The organism is Mesorhizobium muleiense (assembly GCF_900099905.1).
In the GTDB taxonomy this organism is placed as follows: domain Bacteria; phylum Pseudomonadota; class Alphaproteobacteria; order Rhizobiales; family Rhizobiaceae; genus Mesorhizobium; species Mesorhizobium muleiense.
Genome location: NZ_FNEE01000004.1, coordinates 1 through 17,904, shown reverse-complemented (window position 1 = coordinate 17,904; position 17,904 = coordinate 1). Strand labels below are relative to the sequence as shown.

The following is a 17,904-nucleotide window of genomic DNA, read 5'->3' as shown; positions in this document are numbered from 1 at the left end:
GACACCAATTCTGTGGAGGAGAAATAGAATGAAAAAGCTGCTGTTGGGCGCCGCATTCTTGGCGCTGATGAGCTCGTCCGCCCTCGCTGCCAAAATCGCCGTGTCGATGGCGCTGTTCGACGACAATTTTCTCACCGTGCTGCGCAACGGCATGATTGAGCAGGCCAAAGGCATGGAAGGCGTCGAACTGCAGGTCGAGGACGCGCAGAACGACGTCGCCAAGCAACTCGACCAGATCAAGAACTTCGTCGCCTCGGGCGTCGACGCGATTGTCGTCAATCCAGTCGACACCTCGGCCACCCAGGCAATGTCGGATGCCGCCGCTGCGGCCAACGTTCCGCTGGTCTATGTCAACCGCGAGCCGGTCAATGTCGACACGCTGCCTGACAACCAGGCTTTCGTTGCCTCGAACGAGGTTGAATCAGGCACTCTCGAGACCCAGGAAGTCTGCCGGCTGTTCAAGGAAGCCGGCAAGACCGAGGCCAATGTCTATGTGATCATGGGCGAGTTGTCGAACCAGGCCGCGGTGCAGCGCACCAAGGACATTGACGATGTGATCGCCACTCCCGAATGCAGCTTCATCAAGATCATCGACAAGCAGACGTCGAACTGGAAACGCGAGGAAGCACAGAACCTGATGACCAACTGGCTGTCGACCGGCGCGCCGTTCGATGGCGTGATCGCCAACAATGACGAGAGCGCCATCGGCGCCATCCAGGCCATGAAAGCTGCCAACATCGACATGAAGTCGGTTGTTGTCGGCGGCGTGGACGCCACCCAGGACGCGCTTGCCGCGATGCAGGCGGGCGATCTCGACGTCACCGTGTTCCAGGACGCGGCCGGCCAAGGCGCCGGGGCGCTGGACGCGGCGCTCAAGCTTTCCAAGGGCGAGGCGGTCGAGCAGAAGGTCTACATCCCCTTCCAGCTGGTCACGCCGGCAAACATCGACAAGTTCCTGCAGAAGAACTGAGGCAGAGGAGCGTTCTCGATAGGAGCGGCGCGGCAGAGCATCGGACCGGTTTTGGGAATCCGACGTTTTAAAGAACAAGAAAACCGCGCCGCTCCCTCTTTCCCTCATCGCCGAAACAAGCGGCGGGAGGGCGACTGCGATTAGAGCGACGTGCGTCCGTTTGGACGCACAAAAGTACGCTCTAAAACTTTGGGACGCATCGTGCTTTCCGAAAATCGATCCGATTTTCGGGCCGATGCGGTTGGAGGAAGCAAGAGTTGACACAGACAACCCATGGCGTCGGCGGACTGAGCTATGATGCGAAAAAGCGCACATGGCCTGCCGAATTCAACGTTTTCCTGGCGCTCATCATCCTCGTTGGCGCCTTCGAGCTGATAGGCCGGGTCTTTCTTGGCGACAGCTTCCTGTTCAACACCCGCGCCAATGTCGATACGATCTTCAACGAGGCGCGCCTGCAGATCATCATCCTGCAGGTGTCGATCGTCGGCATCATCGCCATCGGCGTGACGCAGGTGATCATTTCCGGCGGCATCGACCTTTCCTCTGGTTCGATCGTCGGCGCCACGGCGATGATCGCCATGAGTTTCGCCCAGGTGGCGACGGTCAACGGCAACCCTAATCCCAAGGCGATGTTCCTCGCGCAAGGCTGGACCGACCTGCCGGTGATCGTGCCGGTGCTGGTCGCGATCGGCTGCGGCCTGCTGGCTGGCCTGGTCAACGGCTCGTTGATCGCCTACACGCGCATTCCGCCGTTCATCGCCACGCTCGGCATGATGGTCACCGCGCGCGGCATCGCCAAATGGTGGTCCAAGGGGCAGCCGATCTCGTTTCCCACCGAAAGTTTCGCCGCCATCGGCAAGGGGCTGATGCCGGTCATCATCTTCATATCGCTGGCGATTCTGTTCCAGCTGATCCTGTCATACACCAGGTACGGGAAGCACTGTTATGCCATCGGCTCCAACGAGGACGCCGCCCGCATGTCCGGCATAAATGTCAAGAACCACAAGATCCTCGTCTTCGTCATTGCCGGTATCCTCGCCTCGCTGGCCGCCGTGGTGCTGAGCTCCAAGAACCTCACTGCTCAGGCCGGCATGGGCGTGATGTACGAACTGGACGCGATCGCCATGGCGGTCATCGGCGGCGTCTCGCTGTCGGGCGGCCGCGGCTCGATCATCGGCACGGTGATCGGTGCGCTGATCTTCGGCGTCATCATCTCCGGCTTCACCTTCCTGCGCCTCGACGCCTACTACCAGGAGATGGTCAAGGGCGTGATCATCATCGGCGCAGTCGTTCTCGACCAGTGGCGCCAGCGCCTGCGGGCAATGAGGGCTTGACCATGTCAGACATCGTCCTGAAGACCGAAAACCTGACCAAATACTATGGCGGCGTGCATGCGCTCGAAAGCGCGAATTTCGAACTGCGCAAGGGCGAGCATGTCGCCATCATGGGTGACAATGGCGCCGGAAAATCGACCTTCGTGCGCCAGATCACCGCCGTCGAGCAGCGCACCAGCGGCAAGATCTGGTTCGACGGCAAGGAAGTCAACTTCGCCGGCCCGATCGCGGCGCGCGAGGCGGGCATCGAGACGGTGTTCCAGAACCTGGCGCTTGCCGACGATCTCGACGTGCCGTCGAACCTGTTTCTCGGCCGCGAAAAGGTGCTGTTCAATCTCGGGCCTTTCTCGATCCTCGATCGCAAGTTCATGCGCAAGGCGACCGAAGCAGCGTTGATCCGCACGGCGGTGAAGATTCCCAATCTTTCCAACACCATCCGCCACATGTCAGGCGGCCAGCGCCAGTGCGTGGCAATCGCCAGAACCGCGACTTTCGCATCCAAGCTCATCATCATGGATGAGCCAACGGCAGCGCTTGGTGTGCAGGAGACGATGCAGGTAGAAAACATCATCCGCACACTGAAGGCCAATGGCGAGCCGCTGATCCTGATCAGTCACAACATGCGCCAGGTGTTCGACCTCGTCGACCGCATCGTCGTGTTCCGGCGCGGCCGCATCGTCGCCAACCTGCGCAAGCATGACACCGACGGCAACGACATCGTCTCATACATCACCGGCGCCAAGACCGGGGAGGCGGAACTTGCCGCTTAGGGCGGATGCCGGCGCGGCGGGTCATCGGCCCGTCGCCGATCAGCCGAAATAAGAAAATCTACTGCGCCTTGCCCTGAACGGTGCAGTAAAGACGCACTTCCATTTCGAACCATCCCAAAGGAAATTTCCATGTCTCTCCGCTTCGCTCTTCTCGGCGCCGGCCGCATCGGCAAGGTCCACGCCCGCGCCGTGGGTTCCAATCCGCAGGCCAGGCTGGTCGCAGTTGCCGATGCATTCGAGAAGGCGGCGACCGATCTGGCGTCGGCCTATGGCGCGGAAGTGCGCAGCATCGAGGCCATCGAAAAAGCCGGGGATATCGATGCGGTCATTATCTGCACGCCGACCGACACCCATGCCGATCTGATCGAGCGGTTCGCCAAGGCCGGCAAGGCGATCTTCTGCGAGAAGCCGATCGACCTTGACGCCGGCCGAGTGGAAGAATGCCTGGCCGTGGTCGACAAGGCCGGCGCCACTTTGATGGTCGGCTTCAACCGCCGCTTCGATCCGCATTTCGCCGCCGTGCGCAAGGCGATCGACGACGGCGCCATCGGCACGGTCGAGATGGTGACCATCACGTCGCGCGATCCCGGCCCGCCGCCGCTCGACTATATCGGCCGCTCGGGCGGCATCTTCCGCGACATGACCATCCATGATTTCGATATGGCGCGCTTCCTGCTCGGCGAGGAACCGGTGGCGGTCAGCGCCCATGCCTCGGTGCTGGTCGACAAAAAGATCGGCGAGGCCGGCGACTTCGACAGCGTCAGCGTCATCCTCGAAACCGCCTCCGGCAAGCAGTGCATCATCTCCAATTCGCGACGCGCCACTTATGGCTACGACCAGCGCATCGAGGTGCATGGCTCGAAAGGCATGGTTGCGGCCGAGAACCAGCGGCCGGTGTCGATCGAGCTGGCCAATGAAAAGGGCTATACGCGCCCGCCGCTGCACGACTTCTTCATGACCCGCTACCTCGACGCCTATGCCAACGAGATCGCCGCCTTCATCGCGGCGGCGACGTCAGGCAACAAGGCGGCGCCAAGCGGTGCGGACGGGCTCGTCGCGCTGCGGCTGGCGGACGCGGCGCTGAAATCGGCGACGGAAGGCAAGACCGTCCGCCTCGACAAGACAGTCTGACTATCAACCACAGGAGCAAGGCGATGAACGGTTCCGCCGGTCGCAATTCAGAAACACGCGCCATCGTCACCGGCGGCGCGCAAGGCATCGGCTTCGCCGTCGCCGAGGTGCTGGCCGACGAGGGCTGCCGCGCCCTGGCGTTGGTCGGCCGTTCCAGGGAGAAGGGCGACAAGGCGGTCGCCGCACTTGCGAAAGACGGCGTCGACGCCATCTTCATCAGCGCCGACGTCTCAGTGGTGGCCGACTGCAAACGGGTCGTCGAAACCGCGATCGCTCATTTCGGTACGATCAACGCTTTGGTTAACGCCGCCGCCACCTCGGCCCGCGGTTCACTGGTCGAGACCTCCGAGGATCTTTTTGACCAGATCTTCCAGACCAATGTCCGCGGCCCCTTCTTCCTGATGCAGGGTGTGGTGGCGCATCTGCTCGACCGCAAGGCGCCTGGCTCGATCGTCAACGTGCTGTCGATGTCGGCGCATTGCGGCCAGTCGTTCCTGGCGCCCTATTCGTCGAGCAAGGGCGCACTGGCGACGCTGACCAAGAATGTCGCCAATGCCTACCGCAGCAATCGTATCCGCTGCAACGCCGTGCTGCCCGGCTGGATGGATACGGAGGGCGAGGCGATCGTGCAGAAGAAATGGCACGACGCGCCGGACGACTGGCTGGAAAAGGCCGAGGCCGCGCAGCCGATGGGCCAGTTGGTGAAGCCGGCGCAGCTTGCCCGGCTGATCAGCTATATGATCAGCCCGCAGTCCGGCGTCATGACCGGCTCGCTGGTCGACTACGACCAAACCATTGCAGGGTCTTCGCCGGAGTAGCGTCATCTGAACGTGACAAACACCCTGGCTTCGGCTATAGGGCTGGCATGATCCACCTGACCGCCTCGTTCTGGTACTTTAGCTACGGCAGCTCGCTGGCGGCGGGAGGATTGCGCACGATCTGAAGATTGCAGCAACAACATCCGAACAGCCGCCAGACCTGGCGGCTTTTTTGTTTCAGCCGGCAGGTCTCCCAACCAGGAGCAGAAAGCCGTGTTGACCACCACAGATGATCTTCGGGTCAAGGAAATCCGAGAGCTGAGTACGCCGGACGACGTGATGCGGGAGATACCGCGCACGCTGACGGCGACGCGCACCGTTTCCGCGTCACGCAACGCTATCCACGCCGTGCTGAACGGCGCCGACGATCGGCTGGTCGTCGTCGTCGGTCCCTGTTCGATCCACGACCCGATCGCTGCCGTCGACTATGCCAGCCGGCTGGTGGCGCTGCGCGAGAGCCTGTCGGACCGGCTGGAAATCGTGATGCGCGTGTATTTCGAGAAACCGCGCACGACGGTTGGCTGGAAGGGCCTGATCAACGATCCCGACCTGGACGGCAGCTTCAACATCGACAAGGGCCTGCGGATGGCCCGCAACGTGCTCTCCGCGGTCAACAATCTTGGCCTTCCGGCGGCGACCGAATTCCTCGACATGGCCACCCCGCAATACATTGCCGACCTCGTCGCCTGGGGCGCGATCGGCGCGCGCACGACAGAGAGCCAGATCCATCGCGAACTCGCATCCGGCCTGTCCTGCCCGGTCGGCTTCAAGAACGGCACCGACGGCAATTTGCGGATCGCCGCCGAGGCGGTGAAGTCCGCCGCCCAGCCGCACCATTTCATGGCGGTGACGAAGGGCGGGCGCAGTGCCATCGCGACGACCACCGGCAACGAGGACTGCCACGTCATCCTGCGCGGCGGCATTATGCCGAATTATGACGCAACGAGCATAGCTGCCGCCTGCGCGGAACTCGGCCGGATCGGCGTAGCACCACGGCTGATGATCGACGTCAGCCACGCCAACAGCAACAAGAAGCCGGAGAACCAGCCGATGGTGGCGGCCGACGTCGCGGGCCAGGTCGCGGCAGGCGACGAACGCATCATCGGCGTCATGATCGAGAGCAACCTCGTCGCCGGCCGGCAGGAAGTCACGCCCGGCAAGCCGCTCGTCTATGGCCAGAGCATCACCGACGGCTGCATCGACTGGACAACCACCGAGACGGTGCTGCACGGCCTTGCCGACGCCGTCGAGCGGCGCCGGTCAGCGCGACGCGCCCTGATCGCCAGCCGTCCGGGCGCCGCCTGAAGCGGTTGGCACGGAATTTTGCGGGCGGTTGCTACCGTGCTGCGTGGCTTTGAAAGGCCGGCGCCGCCCCTATTGCCCTGCCGGGCATTTCTCCCCGTATAGTGACGGGGAGAAAGACGCCGTCATCGGCGGTTTCGCCGACTACAAGCGTTGCAGGAAGAGCGCCGAGAGGGCGGTCAGCTTCTTTCTCCCCGTTTACGGGGAGAAATGCCCGGCAGGGCAATGAGGAGCTGCGTCAATATCGACAATTGGCACTCTCCAACACAAGCTCTCCCTTGCTCTGGCATGGGTGGCGTCGAGGCTCGGATTGCGGGTCGCTAGCGCACCGCGATCCAGCGCTGTTCCTCGAACGAGCGCGCCATGGCATGCACCGTCCGCTCGATCTCGAGGCCTTCGTCAAAATCGATGATCCGCGCCGGCTTGCCGGCCAGCCGCGTCAAAAGCTCGCGGCATTCGATGATCTTGAGGTCGTTGAAACCGAGACCGTGGCCGGGCGCCGGCAGGAAGGCGTCGTAGGGCTTGTGGTGCGGCGCCACCAGGATGGTGCGATAGCCTTGCTCGGTCGGGCGGTCGGCTGTCAGGTAAAGCTGGAACTCGTTCATCTGCTCCTGGTCGTACAGGATCGAGCCCTTCGAGCCGAAGATCTGAATGGCGATCCGGCCCTTGCGGCCCCAGGCCGAACGGTTGACCAGCAGTGTGCCGGCAATGCCGTTTTCGAGATGCATCAGCACGCTGGCGATGTCGTAGGTCTCGACCGCGCGACGCCCGCCTGACGCGACGCGGCGATCGGCATAGGGTTTTGCCATGTCGCACATGACGCGGGCGACGCGGCCGAACAGCACCGAGACCAGCGACAACGGATGCACGGCGAAATCGTCGAGCGCGCCGTAACCGGACGCCGCCTCGTGCTTCCAGAAGAACAGCGCCTCCGGGTCGGCCATGAAATCCTCGTCCATCTCGATGCGCAGATGATTGATTTCACCGATGATCTTCTCGTCGAGCAGCGCACCGATATGGCGGATGACCGGATTCTGGATGTAGTTGTAGCCGAGCGCGGCCACCTTGCCGGACTTTTTGGCCGCGGCCGCCATGGCTTGCGCCTCGGAAAAACTCGGCGCCATCGGTTTTTCGCACCACAGATGCTTGCCGGCTTCGAGGATGGCGATGGCCATCTCCGGGTGGAACTGGTTCGGCGTGGTCAGCGAGACGATATCGACGTCCGGGTCATCGACGACGGCGCGCCAGTCGCCGGAGCCCTTGGCGAAGCCGAACTCGGTCGCCCGGCGCTTGGCAAGGTCGTCATCGACCTCGCCGAGATGGACCAGCCTTGGCTTGGCCACGTCGGGAAAGACGGTGCCGACCGCGTTCCACGCGATGGCGTGGCACTTGCCCATGAACCCCGTGCCGATAAGACCGACTCCGACCATTTCCTTGTCTCCACTGCCAGAAAGGTTGCGTGGATGAATTAGTCCATTTTTTCCAGAAATGGAACGCATGGCTCATTTTTTATGGCCTTCTTGCACAGGCTCGCTATGATGGGGCATCACACGGCATCGACTGATAGACCTGGGCGGAGCGACGATGGACGAACGGGTGCCCCGCGATTTCGAGACGCTGCGTACGACGATCCTGGAACGGCGCCAGAGCCTGCCCAAGCGCATCGCGCAGATCGCCGCCTATGCGCTCGACAATCCCGACGATATTGCCTTCGGCACCGCCGCCAGCATCGCCGCCTCCGCCGGCGTCCAGCCTTCGACCCTGATTCGCTTCGCCCAGCAGCTCGGCTTCGACGGCTTCACCAGCCTGCAGCTGGTGTTTCGCGAGCGCCTGCGCGAGCGCAATTCGTCCTATGATGAAAGGCTGGCGGCATTGCGCGCCAAGGCCGAGGAAGGCGCCGGTCACCGGGCGATTTTCGACGGCTTCGTCGCCGCGGCGAGCAACTCGCTCAACGATATTTCAGGCAGGTTGAACGAAGACCATTTCGAAGCTGCCATCGCCTTGCTGGCGAAGGCGGAGACGATTTATGTGCTGGCCAAGCGCCGCTCCTATCCGGTCGCCTCCTACATCGCCTATGCGCTGGGCAAGCTCAAGATCCGCAACCAGCTGATCGAATCAGCCGCCGGCCTCAACGCCGAGATGATCAGCTTTGCCTCGCCCAGGGATGCCGTCATCGCCATCAGTTTCTCGCCTTATGCCCCGGCGACCATTGAGGAGGCGCGCGTCATCTCGGAGCAAGGCGTTCCGATCGTAGCGATCACCGACAGTTCCTTTTCCCCGCTCGCCCAGTTCGCCAGAGTCTGGTTCGAGGTCGCCGAGGCCGATTTCGCCGGCTTCCGCTCGCTGTCGGCGACGATGGCGCTGGCCATGGCGCTGACCGTTGCGGTCGGCGAAAAGCGGCGCGACACCGGCGGGAAGCGCAAGGCCTGACAGGCTACTTTTCGGCAAAGGAACGCACGTTCCATATTGACTATCGATTGGAATTATTATTTCATATTGCCGGCGCCACGCTGCCGCTCGCGCGTGTTACCCAAACAATGTGTTACCAAGACAACAAGGCTGATGGGAGGTTCGAATGAGCGAAGCCGTGGACGCGAAACTTGCGCCGCTCGACGTCATCACCATCGGCCGCGCCTCGGTCGATCTTTATGGCCAGCAGATTGGCTCGCGCCTGGAGGACATCACCTCCTTTGCCAAGTCGGTCGGCGGCTGTCCGGCCAACATTTCGGTCGGCACGGCGAGGCTCGGCCTGCGCTCGGCGCTGCTCACCCGCGTCGGCGACGAGCAGATGGGCCGCTTCATCCGCGAGCAGTTGACGCGCGAAGGGGTTTCGGTTGACGGCCTCAGGACCGATCCGGACCGGCTGACCGCGCTGGTGCTGCTGTCGGTCGAGGACGAGGGCGTGTCGCCGATGATCTTCTATCGCACCGACTGCGCCGACATGGCGCTTTCGGAAGACGACATCGATGAGACGTTCGTCGCTTCGGCACGCGCGATCGTCGTCACCGGCACGCATTTTTCGCGGCCCAACAGCGACGCCGCGCAGCGCAAGGCGATCCGTGCCATCAAGGCCACGGGCGGCAAAGCGGTGTTCGACATCGACTACCGCCCTAATCTGTGGGGCCTTGCCGGCCATGCCGAAGGCTTCGAGCGCTATGTGAAATCCGACCGGGTCTCCGCCCAGCTGAAGACAGTGCTGCCCGACTGCGACCTGATCGTCGGCACCGAAGAAGAGATCATGATCGCCTCCGGTGCCGATGATTGCCTGAGCGCGTTGAAGACGATCCGCTCGCTGTCCAAGGCCACGATCGTCTTGAAGCGCGGCGCCATGGGCTGCATCGTCTATGACGGGCCGATCAGCGACGACCTCGAGGACGGTATCGTTGGCAAGGGTTTTCCGATCGAGGTCTACAATGTGCTCGGCGCCGGCGATGCCTTCATGTCGGGTTTTTTGCGCGGCTGGCTCGGCGGCGAAAGCTTGGAGACGGCAGCGACCTGGGCCAACGCCTGCGGCGCCTTCGCCGTGTCGCGGCTGCTCTGTGCACCGGAATACCCGACCTTCGAGGAATTGCAGTTCTTCCTGAAGAACGGCAGCAGGCACCTGGCGCTGCGCAAGGACGAGGCGATCAACCATATCCATTGGGCGACGACGCGCCGACGCGACATTCCCTCGCTGATGGCGCTGGCCTGCGATCACCGCATCCAGCTTGACGATGTCGCCGCGAAGGCAGGCGCCGACCCGTCGCGCATCCATGATTTCAAGGTGCTGACGGTCAAGGCGGCGGCAAAGGTTGCCGCCGGCCGCGCCGGCTATGGCATGCTGCTCGACGAAAAATACGGCCGCGAGGCGATGTTCGAATTCGCCCGCCATCCTTTCGCCTGGCTTGGCCGGCCAGTCGAATTGCCCGGATCGCGGCCGCTTCGTTTCGAATTCTCGCAGGATATCGGCTCGCAACTGATTGAGTGGCCGGTCGACCATTGCATCAAGTGCCTGTGCTTCTACCACCCCGACGACCCGGAGGCGCTGAAGACCGAGCAGCAGCAGAAGCTCAAAAGCCTGTTCGGGGCCGCGCGGAAAGTAGGCAGAGAACTTCTCATCGAAATCATCGCCGGCAAGCACGGCGAGCTCGACGACACGACGATCCCGCGGGCGCTGGAGGAACTCTATGCGCTTGATATCAAGCCCGACTGGTGGAAGCTTGAACCGCAGGCCTCAGCCGGGGCCTGGGCGAAGATCGAAGCGGTGATCCTGAAAAACGATCCGTGGTGCCGCGGGGTTGTGCTGCTCGGCCTCGAAGCGCCGCAGGACGAGCTGGAAGCGGCCTTTGCCGCCACCGCCAAGGCGCCCATCGTCAAGGGCTTCGCCGTCGGTCGCACCATCTTCATCAACGCGGCCGAACAATGGCTTGCCGGCAAGATGTCGGACGAGGAGGCGGTTGCCGACATGGCGTCCCGCTTCGAGGGGCTGACCGAGGCATGGCTTGCCGCGCGCGGCCGCAAAGCAGCATAAGAAGGCGCGGCACAAGGACTGCGGAGGAAAACAACATGACCAAGACAATCCGCCTGACGATGGCGCAGGCGCTGACCCGCTTTCTCGGCTGCCAGATGACCGAGATCGACGGCAGGAAAATGCCGATCTTCGGCGGCGTCTGGGCGATTTTCGGCCACGGCAATGTCGCCGGCATCGGCGAGGCGCTTTATCAGGTGCGCGACGAATTGCCGACTTTTCGCGCCCACAACGAACAGGCCATGGCGCATGCGGCGATCGCCTATGCCAAGGCCAATTTCCGTCGCCGGTTCATGGCGGCAACCAGTTCGATCGGCCCCGGCGCGCTCAACATGGTGACGGCGGCGGCACTTGCGCATGTAAACCGGTTGCCCGTCCTGTTTCTCCCCGGCGACGTCTTCGCCAATCGTATCCCCGATCCCGTGCTGCAGCAGGCAGAGGATTTCTCCGACGGAACGGCGACGGTCAATGACTGCTTCCGGCCGGTGTCGCGCTATTTCGACCGCATCACCCGGCCCGAGCAGATCATCCCGGCGCTCAACCGTGCGATGCAGGTGCTGACCGATCCGGCCGAATGCGGACCGGTGACCTTGGCGCTCTGCCAGGACGTGCAGGCCGAGGCCTTTGATTACCCCGAGAGCTTCTTTGCCGAACGGGTCTGGCATCAGCGCCGGCCGCGTCCGGACCGTGGGGAATTGGCGGCCGCCGTGGCGGCGCTGAAGGCGGCAACAAAGCCCTTGGTGATTGCCGGCGGCGGCGTTCTCTATTCGCAGGCTTCCGGCGAACTGGCGCAGCTGGTGCAAGGCGCCGGCATCCCGGTCTGCGAGACGCAGGGCGGCAAATCCTCGCTGCCGGACGATCATCCGCTCAATATGGCGGCGGTCGGCGTCACCGGCACTTCGGCGGCCAATAGGCTGGCTGAAGAAGCCGACGTCGTGCTCGCGGTCGGCACCAGGCTGCAGGATTTCACCACCGGCTCGTGGGCGCTGTTCAAGAATTCCGGCAAGACCATCATCGGGCTGAACGTCCAGCCTTTCGATGCGGGCAAGCACCAGGCGTTGCCGCTGGTCACTGATGCGGCGGAAGGGCTGGCCGAGCTCGGCGCGGCGCTGAACGGCTGGCAGGCGCCGGCTGCCTGGACCGACAATGCGGCCAGGGGCAAGAAAGAATGGCAGGCCGAAGCCGGCAAGGTGACGGCCTCGACCAATGCCGCCTACCCGTCGGATGCGCAGGTGATCGGCGCCGTGCAACGCGCCATGGGCTCCGACGTGATATTGCTTCATGCCGCCGGCGGCCTGCCCGGCGAATTGCACAAGCTCTGGCAGGCGGGCGCGCCCGGCTCCTACCACGCCGAATACGGCTTTTCGACCATGGGCTACGAGATCGCAGGCGGGCTCGGCGTCAAGATGGCCAAGCCCGACGATGAGGTCGTCGTCATGATCGGCGACGGCTCCTATCTGATGCTCAATTCCGAGATCGCAACGTCGGTCATGCTCGGCCTCAAGCTGACCATCGTGCTGCTCGACAACAGGGGCTATGGCTGCATCAACCGGCTGCAGATGGCAACCGGCGGCGCCAACTTCAACAATCTGCTGAAGGACGCCCGCCACGAGATTTTGCCCGACATCGACTTCGCGGCGCATGCGGCAAGCCTCGGCGCCATCGCCGAGAAGGTTTCGTCGATCGCCGGGTTGGAAACGGCGCTGGCAAAAGCGAAAGACAATAGCAAGACGACGGTACTGGTCATCGACACCGACCCACTGGTGTCGACCGATGTCGGCGGCCATTGGTGGGATGTCGCCGTGCCGGAAGTTTCTTCGCGGCCGCAGGTCAACGCCGCACGCAAAGCCTATGAAGAAAAGCGGCGGATGCAGAGTGTTGGTGATTGAGCCGGGGCTGCCCCTCACCCTTACCCTCTCCCCGTAAGGACGGGGAGAGGGGGTCGCCGGCGTAGGAGCTTGCGCCTTCTCCCCGTTCTTACGGGGAGAAGGCGCCGGCAGGCGGATGAGGGGCAGCGCCGACGAATGAAAATTGAACGATCTGACATTGGAGTGACGACTTGAAAGCCAAACTGGGCATGTCCCCCATTGCATGGTGGAACGACGATCTTGCGGAACTCAGCGATGACGTGTCGCTGGAGGACTGCTTGGCGCAGTCGCGCTCGGCGGGCTTCACCGGCATGGAGATGGGCCGCCGTTTTCCCAGTGATCCGAAAATCATGCTGCCGATCCTGAACGAGGCCGACGTGACGCTCTGCGGCGGCTGGTTCTCCGGTACTCTGGTCGACGAAGACATGGCCAGGAACAAGGATCGCATCCAGCCGATGATTGATCTGTTCAAGGCGGTGGACGCGCCCTGCATCGTCTATGGTGAGGTCGGCCGCTCCATCCAGGGTGACCGCTCAAAGCCGCTCGCCACCAAGCCGAGGCTTTCGGACGACGAGATGAAGGCCTATGCGAGGCGCCTCACGCAGTTCGGCGAATGGTGCGCCGATCAAGGCATGCCGCTCTCCTACCACCATCATATGGCGGCGGTCGTCGAGACCGAGCCGGAGCTCGACGCCTTCATGCGCCATTCGGGAGAAGGCATTCCACTGCTGCTCGACGCCGGCCATCTGGCCTTTGCCGGCGGCGATGTGCTGCGCGCCATCGACAATCATCACCGGCGCATCAACCATGTCCATGTCAAGGACGTGCGCATGGAGGTGATCGAGAAACTCGATCGCCAGAAGCAATCCTTCCTCGATGCCGTGGCGCTTGGCGCCTTCACGGTGCCGGGCGATGGCTCGCTGGATTTCGGTGCCATTGTGGAAAGGCTGGCGAATTACGGCTATGAAGGCTGGTTCGTGGTCGAGGCCGAGCAGGATCCCAAGAAGAATCCGCCGCTCACGATGGCGCAAGTCGGCTACAAGGAATTGATGCGGGTGATGACAGCTGCCGGCTACACGGTTGAAACGCAGGGCTTCCCCAATGCTTGAGCGAGTCTATTCCCGGCGACGGGGCGATCCGATGCGGGGGCTGATCCGATGAAGGACTCCGAGCATCCGTTCTTTCGGCCACTGTGGCGGCGCGTTGCCATCGTCGCCGTCTGCCTGGTCTGGTCCGTGGTCGAGTTTGCCACCGGCGCGCCATTCTGGGGCATGATCGCGCTCGGCTTTGCCGGCTATGCCGTCTGGCAGTTCTTCTATCTCTACAAGCCCGCCGACGACGGCAAGGATTCGGCCGACACCGAACCAAAGGAATGAGCCCCGATGTCGAAACTGCTCGTTAAAGCCGATAGGGGCCATGGCCGCGTCGCCCATGTGACGCCGCAAAACGCCGGCTGGACCTATGTCGGTTTCGATCTGCATCGATTGCGGCCCGGCGAGACCGTCTCCGGACAAACCGCGGACCGTGAAGTCTGCCTGGTGTTCGTCACCGGCAAGGGCAAAGCCAAGGCCGGCGGCAACGATCTCGGCCTGCTCGGCGAACGCATGTCGCCCTTCGAAGGCAAGCCGTGGTCGGTCTATGTGCCGCAGGGCTCGGACTGGTCGGTGACTGCCGACACCGGTCTCGAACTCGCGGTCTGCTCGGCGCCAGGGCTTGGCGGCGGCCTGCCGGTTCGCGTCATTGCGCCGAAGGATCTCGGCCAGGAGGTTCGCGGCAAGGGCACCAACACGCGCTATGTCACCAACATCCTGCCGGAAGGCAAGCCGGCCGATTCATTGCTGGTGGTCGAGGTCATCACGCCGGGCGGCCACACGTCGAGCTATCCGCCGCACAAGCATGACCAGGACAATCTGCCGGCCGAGTCCTATCTCGAGGAGACCTATTACCACCGGCTCAATCCGCCGCAGGGCTTTGCCTTCCAGCGCGTCTACATCGATGCCGATCGCAACGGCGCTCGTTCGCTCGACGAGGCGATGGCGATCGAGGACGGCGATATCGTGCTGGTGCCCAAGGGTTATCACCCTTGCGCCGCCTGCCATGGTTACGACCTCTACTACCTCAACGTCATGGCCGGGCCGAAGCGGACGTGGAAATTCCACAACGCGCCCGAGCACGAATGGCTGATGAAGGCCTGAGGCGCTGCCCGTCCGGGTCGCAACTGGCCCAAGGCGAAAAAATCGTCGGCTAATGACCCGCCTGAACAAGTTTGTTATCAGGAGCGATCATCAGCTTCGTCATTTCGTCATGCAAATCGCCTATGGCAGCGGGAGTTGACGAGGACTTTCGATGCGCTACGCTATCTATTTCACCCCCCGGCAGGACGAACCGCTGGCGCGGATCGCCGCCAATTGGCTCGGCCGTGACCCGTTCGGCGCTGCCACGAGGCCGGTCGAGGCCGTGGGCGAACTGTCGGCGGCGGAAGTCGCCTTCCATACCGCTTCGGCGCGCCGCTACGGCTTTCATGCGACGCTGAAGGCGCCCTTCCGGCTGGCTTCGAACGAAACGGAAGCCGCGCTTCGCGCGGCACTGGACGATTTCGCCGAAACGACGCCGGTGGTGACGATCCCACGGCTGGTCGTCAGCCAGATCGACGGCTTCTTCGCGCTGGTGCCGGAAGGCCCGCTGCCGGCGCTCAACCGCTTCGCCGACGACGTCGTGCGCGACTTCGACCGTTTTCGCGCGCCGCTGAGCGAGGCTGAGATCGAACGGCGCAGCCCTGACTCGCTGAAGCCGGCTGAATTCCGCAATCTCTGCCAGTGGGGTTACCCCTATGTCTTCGAGACCTTCCGTTTTCATATGACGCTGTCCGGCCGGGCCTCGTCACAGGAAAGCCCTCGTCTTCGCGCAGCAATCGACAGCCTGTTTGCGGGAGTCCTGCAACGGCCGGTGCCGGTGGACGCACTGACCCTGTTTGTCGAAACCGAACCTGGCGCCCCGTTCATGGTGCTCTCCCATCACGCGCTCGGGCGCCGCCCGGCGAGAAAAACCGCCTGAAATACAATTTGTTCAACCGCTTTTGTGCGACGCCAACTCATCCCAATCGGTGATTCAATTGGCTGCAAAAATGCTCCAAGGACTGCCTGAAATGACCGTCGAGACCGTTCTCAACAATGCCCGCATCGTGCTTGCTGACGAGATCGTCGAAGGCTCGATCGTGCTGCGCGACGGCTTGATCGCCGGGATCGATGCCGGCGCCGGCCGAAGCGGCGAGGACATGGGCGGCGATTTCATCATTCCCGGGCTGGTCGAGCTTCACACCGACCACCTCGAAGGCCATTACGCGCCGCGGCCGAAGGTGCGCTGGAACCCGATCGCCGCCGTTCTCGCCCACGACGCGCAGGTGGCGACCGCCGGCATCACCACCGTGCTCGATGCCTTGCGCGTCGGCATGGACGACGACGCCGACATGAATTCGGCCGACATGCGCAAGCTGGCCGATGCGATCGAGGACAGCGTCCAGCAGGACCGGCTGCGGGCCGACCATTTCATCCATCTGCGCTGCGAGGTTTCGGCGCCGGATTGCCTCGCAGCCTTCGCGCATTTTGACGGCGATGACAGGATCAAGCTGGCGTCGCTGATGGACCATGCACCGGGACAGCGTCAGTTCGTCGATTTGGAAACCTATGCCTACTACTACCAGCGCAAGCTGAAGCTGACGGATCGCGAATTCCAGCAATTTTGTGAGAAGCGGATGGCGGAGTCGGCGACGAATTCTGGGGCGAACCGCGCCTTCATCGCTGCCGCCTGCCATCAGCGCGGCATCGTGCTGGCCAGCCATGACGACGCCACGACCGGCCATGTCGACGAGGCGATCGAACAAGGCGTCCGCGTCGCCGAATTCCCGACCACCAAGGAGGCCGCAAAAGCTTCGAAGGAAGCCGGGCTCGGGGTGCTGATGGGCGCCCCGAACGTCATGCGCGGCGCCTCGCATTCGGGCAATGTTTCGGCCCGGACACTCGCCGGCGAAGGCCTGCTCGACATATTGTCGTCCGACTACATCCCCTTCAGCCTGATCCAGTCGGCGTTTTTCCTCGGCGACGTTGTCGACGGCATCTCCCTGCCGCAGGCGGTGGCGATGGTTTCGAAGAACCCGGCCGAGGCAGTCGGCCTCGCCGACCGTGGTGTCATCGAGCAGGGCCGGCGCGCCGATCTGGTTCGCGTCCGTCTTGACGATCATGTCCCAGTTGTCCGCACGGTCTGGCGGCAGGGACGTCGGGTCGCGTGATGGTGTCGGCGTCGATCGAGCGTGAATTGTCCGCCGCGGCGTTTCCGATCCGCGACGGGGTGTTCGTCGCTGTCGTCGGGCCGAGCGGCGCCGGCAAGGACACGGTGATCGGCTATGCCCGGTCGCTGTTTGCCGACGAGACCCGGCTGGAGTTCGTGCGCCGGGTCATCACCCGGCCGAGCGACGCGGCAAGCGAGGATCACGACACGCTGGCCGATGCGGCCTTCGTCGAGGCGGAAGCGGATGGCGCCTTCGCCATCTCGTGGGAGGCGCATGGCTTGCGCTACGGCATCCCGGCTGAAGTCGACCGGTCGGTGGCCAATGGCCGCGTCGCCATCGCCAATGTCTCCCGCGCCATCATCCCGGCGCTGCGTGATCGCTATGCCAATCTGGCTGTCGTCGAGATCACCGCATCGCCGCAGATCCTGGCCGAACGACTGGCGATGCGCGGCCGCGAGTCGCGCGGCGAAGTGCTGGCGCGGCTGGCGCGCAGCGCCAATGTGGCGTTGTCCGGGCCAGGCGTCACCCCGATCGACAATAGCGGCCAGCGCGAGGCGGCCGGCGAGCGTTTTGTCGAAGTGCTGCGCAAGGCAATGGCCTTCTCCGACCGGTCGGGCACGATTTAAGCCGCCTCTTACCTTCTCCCTCTTGTTTGGACCGGAGACATCGCGAACAGGTGTGCGAAGACATCGCGAACAGTTTGCCATCCTATCGATCAATGGCATTGAGGTCGATGGTTTCTATTTTCTGATGTCTGAACCAGGCGTCGAAGACGCCGTCGGCAGCGGTTGGGCGAAAGGCGACGGACTTTCCGGCGAAGGCCCTGCACAGGCGCACGTTGTGGCCGAGAATGGAGACGAAGCCATGCTGCTGAACGCGGCGGATGAGATCGTCCTTGGCATAGTCGAACGGCTCGACG

16 protein-coding genes and 1 pseudogene are annotated in these 17,904 nt (G+C 63.3%); 15 read left to right on the top strand and 2 right to left on the bottom strand.

The genetic code is table 11. The features are described from left to right. Nucleotides 1-28 precede the first annotated feature (28 nt). The 6 genes from BLT09_RS09680 (at nucleotide 29) to BLT09_RS09655 (ending at nucleotide 6,328) form a co-directional block, all read left to right on the top strand. Nucleotides 29-970: a sugar ABC transporter substrate-binding protein gene (locus tag BLT09_RS09680; RefSeq protein WP_091592539.1), complete on the top strand. Its 942-nt coding sequence runs from the start codon at nucleotides 29-31 to the stop codon at nucleotides 968-970. Between the two features lie 257 nt (nucleotides 971-1,227). Further along, on the top strand, nucleotides 1,228-2,304 hold the full coding sequence (locus BLT09_RS09675; protein WP_091592538.1) for an ABC transporter permease: 1,077 nt from the start codon (nucleotides 1,228-1,230) through the stop codon (nucleotides 2,302-2,304). A 2-nt stretch (nucleotides 2,305-2,306) separates the two neighbouring features. Beyond that, the gene (locus tag BLT09_RS09670) at nucleotides 2,307-3,074 is read left to right on the top strand and encodes an ATP-binding cassette domain-containing protein (RefSeq protein ID WP_091592536.1); all 768 of its coding nucleotides are present in this window, start codon (nucleotides 2,307-2,309) and stop codon (nucleotides 3,072-3,074) included. 129 nt (nucleotides 3,075-3,203) lie between these two features. Beyond that, a complete protein-coding gene (iolG, locus tag BLT09_RS09665; protein ID WP_091592533.1) occupies nucleotides 3,204-4,205 on the top strand; it encodes an inositol 2-dehydrogenase in 1,002 nt (333 codons plus the stop codon). A gap of 23 nt (nucleotides 4,206-4,228) precedes the next feature. Further along, on the top strand, nucleotides 4,229-5,023 hold the full coding sequence (locus BLT09_RS09660; RefSeq protein WP_091592531.1) for an SDR family oxidoreductase: 795 nt from the start codon (nucleotides 4,229-4,231) through the stop codon (nucleotides 5,021-5,023). Nucleotides 5,024-5,236: 213 nt separating this feature from the next. Next, on the top strand, nucleotides 5,237-6,328 hold the full coding sequence (locus tag BLT09_RS09655) for a 3-deoxy-7-phosphoheptulonate synthase (RefSeq protein WP_091592530.1): 1,092 nt from the start codon (nucleotides 5,237-5,239) through the stop codon (nucleotides 6,326-6,328). 317 nt (nucleotides 6,329-6,645) lie between these two features. On the opposite strand, the gene BLT09_RS09645 is transcribed toward BLT09_RS09655, so the two are convergent. Continuing rightward, nucleotides 6,646-7,755 carry a Gfo/Idh/MocA family protein gene (locus BLT09_RS09645; RefSeq protein ID WP_091592528.1) on the bottom strand — a complete coding sequence of 370 codons (1,110 nt, stop codon included), beginning with the start codon at nucleotides 7,753-7,755 and terminating at the stop codon, nucleotides 6,646-6,648. 154 nt (nucleotides 7,756-7,909) lie between these two features. Between BLT09_RS09645 and BLT09_RS09640 the strand changes: the two genes are divergently transcribed. The 9 genes from BLT09_RS09640 (at nucleotide 7,910) to phnN (ending at nucleotide 17,611) form a co-directional block, all read left to right on the top strand. Then, nucleotides 7,910-8,755 (top strand): MurR/RpiR family transcriptional regulator, encoded by an 846-nt coding sequence (locus tag BLT09_RS09640; RefSeq protein ID WP_167366390.1) that lies wholly within the window; start codon nucleotides 7,910-7,912, stop codon nucleotides 8,753-8,755. A 145-nt stretch (nucleotides 8,756-8,900) separates the two neighbouring features. Then, nucleotides 8,901-10,835, top strand: a complete 1,935-nt coding sequence (locus BLT09_RS09635) for a bifunctional 5-dehydro-2-deoxygluconokinase/5-dehydro-2-deoxyphosphogluconate aldolase (RefSeq protein WP_091592524.1) — start codon at nucleotides 8,901-8,903, stop codon at nucleotides 10,833-10,835. Between the two features lie 35 nt (nucleotides 10,836-10,870). Beyond that, entirely contained in the window at nucleotides 10,871-12,721 is a 1,851-nt protein-coding gene (gene iolD, locus BLT09_RS09630) for a 3D-(3,5/4)-trihydroxycyclohexane-1,2-dione acylhydrolase (decyclizing) (RefSeq protein ID WP_091592957.1), read from the top strand. A gap of 170 nt (nucleotides 12,722-12,891) precedes the next feature. Beyond that, nucleotides 12,892-13,809, top strand: a complete 918-nt coding sequence (iolE, locus tag BLT09_RS09625; protein WP_091592523.1) for a myo-inosose-2 dehydratase — start codon at nucleotides 12,892-12,894, stop codon at nucleotides 13,807-13,809. A gap of 48 nt (nucleotides 13,810-13,857) precedes the next feature. Next, nucleotides 13,858-14,076, top strand: a complete 219-nt coding sequence (locus BLT09_RS09620) for a DUF3329 domain-containing protein (protein ID WP_091592520.1) — start codon at nucleotides 13,858-13,860, stop codon at nucleotides 14,074-14,076. Between the two features lie 6 nt (nucleotides 14,077-14,082). Next, entirely contained in the window at nucleotides 14,083-14,895 is an 813-nt protein-coding gene (gene iolB / locus BLT09_RS09615; protein ID WP_091592518.1) for a 5-deoxy-glucuronate isomerase, read from the top strand. 151 nt (nucleotides 14,896-15,046) lie between these two features. Continuing rightward, entirely contained in the window at nucleotides 15,047-15,754 is a 708-nt protein-coding gene (locus BLT09_RS09610; RefSeq protein ID WP_091592516.1) for a DUF1045 domain-containing protein, read from the top strand. 91 nt (nucleotides 15,755-15,845) lie between these two features. Then, nucleotides 15,846-16,985, top strand: coding sequence for an alpha-D-ribose 1-methylphosphonate 5-triphosphate diphosphatase (locus BLT09_RS09605; protein WP_091592514.1), 1,140 nt, complete (start codon nucleotides 15,846-15,848; stop codon nucleotides 16,983-16,985). Continuing rightward, the gene (gene phnN / locus BLT09_RS09600) at nucleotides 16,982-17,611 is read left to right on the top strand and encodes a phosphonate metabolism protein/1,5-bisphosphokinase (PRPP-forming) PhnN (protein ID WP_208602489.1); all 630 of its coding nucleotides are present in this window, start codon (nucleotides 16,982-16,984) and stop codon (nucleotides 17,609-17,611) included. The genes BLT09_RS09605 and phnN overlap by 4 nt, the downstream gene beginning before the upstream one ends. Nucleotides 17,612-17,693: 82 nt before the next feature. Here phnN and BLT09_RS34245 read toward each other — a convergent pair. Further along, nucleotides 17,694-17,904, bottom strand: a pseudogene (locus tag BLT09_RS34245) (hypothetical protein); the annotation flags it as partial.